Here is a 6,586-nt window from a genome sequence, read left to right on the forward strand (position 1 = left end):
TCACATATCGCAAGCAAACCATATCGCCCCCCGATACGCTCCAATTCATGAAGTAAACTAGTCATAAGTTTGGCTCCTGTAGCACCTAAAGGATGACCTAGAGCGATAGCTCCTCCATTTACATTCAACCGGTCATGTCCCACCTTCGTTTCCTTCATCCAAAATAAAGGTACGGACGCAAAAGCTTCATTGACTTCAAACAGATCGATGTCATCGAGGCTAAGTCCGGATTTTTGTAATACTTTATGAGTAGCAGGAACGGGTCCCGTCAACATTAGGGTTGGATCGGAGCCCACTACGGAGCGGGCTACAATTCTAAATCTAGGCTGCACACCTAACTCTTCCGCTTTTTCACGCGACATTAATAAAAGGGCAGCTGCTCCATCACTAATCTGACTTGAATTTCCAGCTGTAATGATTCCATCCTCTTTAAAAGCAGGCTTCAGTTGAGAAAGAGAAGCTGTGGACGTGCCCGGCCTCGGTCCCTGATCCACATTCACCTTTACGGACTCTCCCTGCTCATTCGCTCCCATTACCGTCATTGTTTCTCTTTCGAAATATCCTTCTTTAATCGCATTTAGGGCCCTTTCGTGACTGGAAGCAGCATAAGCATCCAATTCTTCTTTCGATATTTCCCACTTTTCTGCAATGCGTTCAGCGGATAGACCCTGGTTGATCATGTCATACTTCTCAGTAAGCTGTTCACTATACTTGCTCCCTTGCATATTGGAAAACATAGGTACACGCGACATGCTTTCTACTCCTCCGGCAATAACTACGTCCATATCCCCACAGGCAATCGCCTGGGAAGCAAAATGAACGGCCTGCTGACTCGACCCGCATTGACGGTCTACGGTTACTCCAGGTACCTCCAGTGGAAATCCTGCCATCAGCGCTGAAATCCTGGCTATGTCCCCCGCCTGCTCACCTACCTGTGATACACAGCCTGCAATGACGTCTTCTACTTCCTTCGGATCCACTTGACTCCGTTCGATTAGTTCCTGTAGCACTAGCGCAAAGAGTTCATCGGGTCTATGTCCACTTAATAAACCATTTCTCTTTCCAACCGGGGTGCGAACCGCTTCAACGATAACTACTTCCTTCATATTCCCTGCCTCCTAAACGAGTCCCATTTTTTTCGCAATGATCGACTTCATGACTTCATTCGTGCCTGCATAAATAGCTGTGACTGGTGCGTCACGGAACCTTCTGGCTATTTCGTACTCTTCCATATATCCATAGCCTCCGTGCAATTGCATACATTCAAGCGCCACTTTTTTCACAAGTTCGGTTGTCCACCATTTGGCCATGGAAACCTGTTTCACCACATCTTCTCCCTGTATATGAGCTTCTATTGTTCGATCTAGAAAAGTTCGGCCTATTTCAACTTCCGTCTGCAGTTCAGCCAGCTTGAACTGAGTATTTTGAAAAGATGCGATCGTCCGCCCGAATGCCTGGCGTTCTTTTACGTATTGGATCGTTAGTTCAAGCATTCGTTCACAGGCAGCGATGGCTCCAATTCCTACGATCAGTCGTTCCTGCTGAAGCTGATTCATCAAATAATAGAAGCCCTCCCCTTCTTTCCCTAACAGATTGGCATTCGGTACTTTAGCGTCTTCAAAAATAAGTTCAGACGTATCCTGACTGTGCAGCCCCACTTTTTCGAGCTGTTTTCCCCTTGTAAATCCCGGTGTGTCTTTCTCTACTACGATCAGACTGATCCCTTTATGAGCTGGAGAAGCTTTCGGCTCCGTCTTGCACACTACCAGGATTAAATCGGCAGAGGTACCATTGGTAATAAACGTCTTCTCCCCATTTAATATAAAATGGTCCCCTGTCTTCTTAGCTGATGTCATGACCGCTGCCAGGTCTGAACCAGCACCTGGCTCAGTCATAGCAATAGCTGTCACACATTCACCTGTGGTACATTTCGGAAGCCACCTTTTCTTTTGGTCCTCGGTCCCGTAAGCGGATAAATAGGGAACGACGATGTCGTTGTGGAGACCAATGCCAATTAATCCTGTTCCCACTTTTTCAAGCTCTTCATTGATAATTACAGAGTAACCAAAGTCAGCACCGAAACCGCCATACTCTTCTTCGAGCCACGGACAGAGATATCCTTGTTCACCAAGTTTTTTCCAAAAGGACCGTGGAATGGCTTTTTGTTTTTCCCACTCCTTAAAGTATGGATAAGCTTCTTTCTCCAGAAATTGGCGCAGTGACCTTCGCAAAATCTCATGCTCTTCTTTTATGTAACCTGCTTTCATCATAGCCTCCTAATTTATTTCTTCCTGAAGGGAAATCATTTTCTAATAGAATGATTCTCGCTGTTCACGTTCAATTCCTCCACGATTAGGAAAACGGTTACAAAAAGACGTTTAATTGAATAATATGACATGTTTTTACACCATGGTTATGCTAAACAGACGTTAAAGACCTCCGATATTAACCCGTACAGAGAAACAATTTGTCTCCGCAGCGCATAAAAAAGCTTGCAGGAAAACCAAACCAACTGGTTTTCCTGCAAGCAGAAGTTACGATCTCTATGAATTCAGTATTTTTTCGATTGCCTGAGCTACTCCATCTTCAGCATTTGTTCCTGTGACGAACGCCGCTTCTTGCTTCACTTCATCCTGAGCGTTTCCCATCGCGACTCCTACACCTGATTCACGGATCATCGCTATGTCATTCATGCTGTCCCCAACTGCCATAACGTTTTCCATTTGCAGATCAAGCCATTCACAAACTTTTAGCAAGGCCGCGGCTTTCGTGACACCTGTTGGGTTTACTTCAATATTCGTAGGACTGGAGTTTGTAACCTCAAGGTCCTGGTTGCCATTCAGTTCCTGAAGAATAGCTTCTCTAATCTCGTCATCTTCTATATCGAAACCGAACTTAAGCCAGTTATACTCTTCAATTTCTTTATCAAAAGGTTCCTGGGAGTTAAAAATTCCTTGTTCTGTAGAGGACCAGAAATATAATCCATGTTCTTCTTTCAGCTCCCACAAACGACTGACATGGTGAGGATCCAGTAAGGTCTGGTCAACCAGTTCAAAGTCCTGATTATAAATCTCACCACCGTTGATCGTTACAATATAAGAAGAACGGCCGAGCTGATCCGCTATATCGCGGCATCGTGACAGTGACCTTCCTGTACTTAATAGGACATGAATTCCCTTATCCTTTGCTTTTTGGACGGCTTTAATATTCGCGTCTGATACAGTTCCCTCCGGATTTACAAGGGTCCCATCTACGTCTAGTGCAATTAATTTAATATCTGTCATTGTATTCACGTCCTCTCTTCTACTTTCTCTATTCTAATACAATGACAGACTTTCATACAACGAAACGACTAAACCGTATTGGCTGGTTGTTTCAATTGATTAACAAACGTTCAATTTTTACGATCCTATTTGCTTACCAGCCTATTTTTTCAAGTGGTACAAATGTAGGAATCAAGGAGTCATTGTAAACTTCACGAATGTGTTGCGCTACGTCTTCTTCCTGATATAGATCAACAATGGTTTGATACACTTCTTTATCCGTTTCATCTGCACGGGCTGCAATGATATTGATATAAGGCTGGGCCGTATCATCTTCAATAAAGATGGCATCATCTACTGGAACAAACCCGGCTTCAACGGCTACTCCATTGTTAATGATAGAGGCGGCAACGTCTGGCAGCACGCGGGGGGTCTGGGCCGCTACGATCGGTTCAAATTTTAAATTCTTAGGATTTTCCTGAATCTTGTCCAGGTTCCCATTTCCATCAAAATCCTCAGGCAGACCAATCACTCCTGCTTTTTCAAGGAGTAATAAAGCCCGTCCCATATTGGTTGCCTCTTTTGGTATAGCAATGGTGCTTCCTTCTGGAATATTTTTTACATCCTCATATTTTTCAGAGTAGATTCCCATTGGAGCGATTAATGTTGTACCAATTGGGGCCAGGTCCAGATCATGTTCTTTTATAAAGGAGTCAAAATAAGAAACCGTTTGAAACGCGTTTAAATCAATGTCTCCATCCGCGAGCGCCATATTAGGACGTACATAATCTGAAAACTCTACTAATTCGATCTCAATATTCTCCTTGGCTGCTTTTTCTTTTATTTTCTCCCAGATCGGTACACCAGAACCATTCAGGCCGACTTTTACGACCTTTTTCTCCTCTGACCCTTCACTGGATTCTGCTCCGCTGCTTTCACTGGAACATCCTGCTAATACGGTTCCAATGGCAGCTACTAAACTTAATAAAATGAATAATTTCTTCATGTTGAGACCTCCTATTGTCTGCGAATTTTTTTAGATACAAAGTTTCCTATTGTTTGCGTGATCTGCACAATGACGACGAGAAGAAGCACGGTCGCAATCATGATATCCGTCTCAAATCGCTGATAGCCATATGAAATTGCTAAGTCACCAAGACCACCGCCGCCTACAAAACCGGCCATGGCTGAAGCCCCGACAAGACCAATCGTCGCGATCGTCAGATTCAGTACAATGGAACTTAACGCTTCCGGTATATATACACGCGCGATAATTTGCCAGGGGGTCGCTCCCATAGCCTCCGCTGCTTCAATAACACCTGACTTCACCTCGAGCAGACTGCTCTCTACAAGCCGCGCGATGTAGGGCGCCGAGAAAATGACGAGCGGTACTACCGCTGCAGCCGTACCAATGGATGAGCCCACAATAAATCTTGTCACGGGCAGAATGGCTACCAGTAAGATGATAAATGGGATCGACCTGAAGAAGTTAACTACTGAACTGAGCGCATTGAATATAGGTTTGTTTTCAAGCAGTCCGCCATCTTTAGTAACCACTAGTGCAATCCCAAGCGGGAGACCAATTAATGTGGCTGCAAGCAGAGAAATACCGACCATTAAGAGGGTCTGATTGGTAGCTTCCAGAATTCTCGGCCAAAAATCCATTAACTTAACCTGCATGTGCTTTCACCTCCTGAACTGTCACGGAACGCTGGATTGAATCGATTGCTCTCACAATTTCTTTATCTTCTCCTTGCAGCTCCACCACTAAATGTCCAAACGGAATGCCCTGAAGCTCTGTAATCTGCCCAAAAAGTACATTCACTTCCACTTCATATGACTTCGATACGTGGGAAAGTACTGGCTGCCCTGCACTTTCATCTACAAAGGTGACACGGTAAATATGTCGGCTTGCTCCCCGCTTTTCTATCCCTTCCAGGATGGATGCTGGAATTTCATTTTCCATAACCGTTCTTACAAAGTTCTTTGTAGTGGGATGTTCCGGCTGGGAAAACAGGTCAAATATGGATCCTTGCTCAATGACACGACCATGTTCCATTACTGCGATCCGGTCGCAAACTTCACGGACAACATTCATTTCATGTGTGATCATAAGAATCGTGATGTTATATTCATCCCGCACTCTGCGCAAAAGTTTAAGAATGGACTTGGTAGTCTCAGGATCAAGTGCAGATGTCGCTTCATCACATAGCAATATGTCCGGAGAGGTGGCTAAAGCCCGTGCAATTCCGACCCTCTGTTTCTGTCCACCGGATAACTGGTCTGGATACTGCCTTGCTTTATCTGACAAACCTACAAATTCCAAAATTTCTTCTACACGTGCGTCAATATCTTTTTTAGGTACTCCTGAAATCGCTAATGGAAAAGCGACATTGTGGCGTACCGTTTTAGACTCCAGCAGATTAAAGTGCTGAAAGATCATGCCGATTCGCTTCCGGACTTTTCGTAACTCGGGTTTAGACAGCTGGGTCAAATCTTCCCCATCCACGAGAAGCCTGCCTTCCGAAGGATATTCCAGTAAATTAACTAAACGAACAAGCGTACTTTTTCCTGCCCCGCTATAACCAATAACGCCGAAAATTTCTCCTTTATTCACGGCTAAATCCACTTGATCCACAGCTCGTAATTCATTTCCATTGTGTTCATAGATTTTTGATACTCCTTCAAATTCAATCATGAACGTCCCCCCTTTTTTTTCGATTCTTCCAATTAGCTGCCTTTCTTATGTACTACAAAGCGTGAAACTTTCGTTATGGCACATAAAAGAGCCCCTCTTCTTAAAAGATAAGAAGAGGGGCTCTATCATACGTGATTTATGAGAACCGTCTCTTCTCATCTTTCACGTGCATAAAGCACCTGCTGGAGTTGGCACAGTTTCTGATGACGTATCAGTCCCGCTGCCGAGGTTTCGTAGGGCCAGTCCCTCCACCTCTCTAGATAAGAAGATTTTAATTTGTTTTTAAATTGGATGGTGATTATCTTATTATAGCTCATCAGCTTTGTCAATTTTATCATTCATCGGCAGAAGACTCCCTCTTCAAGCGCCGTGTCGAAGACCGGTGGTAAGGGGGAGATGAATGCTGTCGCCGTAAGGCGAATGCCTTTGAATATTCTCCCCTCCGTGATATCCTAAAGTAAGAACATACGTTCTTGATTAGGGGGTGGAAAGGTTGAGGCATAAAGCGTATAACTTTCGTATCTATCCAAATAAAACCCAAGAATCGCTCATCGCTAAGACAATCGGTTGCGCTCGTTTTGTCTTCAATCATTTCCTCTCCGAATGGAGCAGTGCCTACAAGGAA

Annotated in this window: 7 protein-coding genes and 1 riboswitch; of the genes, 1 reads left to right on the forward strand and 6 read right to left on the reverse strand. The window is 44.3% G+C overall.

The genetic code is table 11. From position 1 onward, the window contains the following. From WAM07_RS07250 to WAM07_RS07275, 6 genes are all read right to left on the reverse strand, one after another. A partial coding sequence (locus tag WAM07_RS07250; RefSeq protein ID WP_422165858.1) for a thiolase family protein occupies positions 1–1,106 on the reverse strand: 1,106 nt, incomplete at its 3' end. A gap of 12 nt (positions 1,107–1,118) precedes the next feature. Continuing rightward, the gene (locus WAM07_RS07255; protein ID WP_422165859.1) at positions 1,119–2,267 is read right to left on the reverse strand and encodes an acyl-CoA dehydrogenase family protein; all 1,149 of its coding nucleotides are present in this window, start codon (positions 2,265–2,267) and stop codon (positions 1,119–1,121) included. A gap of 276 nt (positions 2,268–2,543) precedes the next feature. After that, positions 2,544–3,284, reverse strand: coding sequence for a Cof-type HAD-IIB family hydrolase (locus WAM07_RS07260; protein ID WP_422165860.1), 741 nt, complete (start codon positions 3,282–3,284; stop codon positions 2,544–2,546). A gap of 133 nt (positions 3,285–3,417) precedes the next feature. Beyond that, positions 3,418–4,269: a MetQ/NlpA family ABC transporter substrate-binding protein gene (locus WAM07_RS07265; RefSeq protein WP_422165861.1), complete on the reverse strand. Its 852-nt coding sequence runs from the start codon at positions 4,267–4,269 to the stop codon at positions 3,418–3,420. An 11-nt stretch (positions 4,270–4,280) separates the two neighbouring features. Beyond that, entirely contained in the window at positions 4,281–4,943 is a 663-nt protein-coding gene (locus WAM07_RS07270; protein ID WP_422165862.1) for a methionine ABC transporter permease, read from the reverse strand. Then, on the reverse strand, positions 4,933–5,961 hold the full coding sequence (locus WAM07_RS07275; protein ID WP_422165863.1) for a methionine ABC transporter ATP-binding protein: 1,029 nt from the start codon (positions 5,959–5,961) through the stop codon (positions 4,933–4,935). Before WAM07_RS07275 ends, WAM07_RS07270 begins: the two co-directional genes overlap by 11 nt. A gap of 152 nt (positions 5,962–6,113) precedes the next feature. Then, positions 6,114–6,228: riboswitch (SAM riboswitch) on the reverse strand. Positions 6,229–6,445: 217 nt separating this feature from the next. On the opposite strand from WAM07_RS07275, the gene WAM07_RS07280 reads away from it, so the two are divergent. Then, a partial coding sequence (locus tag WAM07_RS07280; protein WP_422165864.1) for a helix-turn-helix domain-containing protein occupies positions 6,446–6,586 on the forward strand: 141 nt, incomplete at its 3' end.

This window comes from Halobacillus sp., assembly GCF_049282395.1.
Taxonomy (GTDB): domain Bacteria; phylum Bacillota; class Bacilli; order Bacillales; family Halobacillaceae; genus Halobacillus.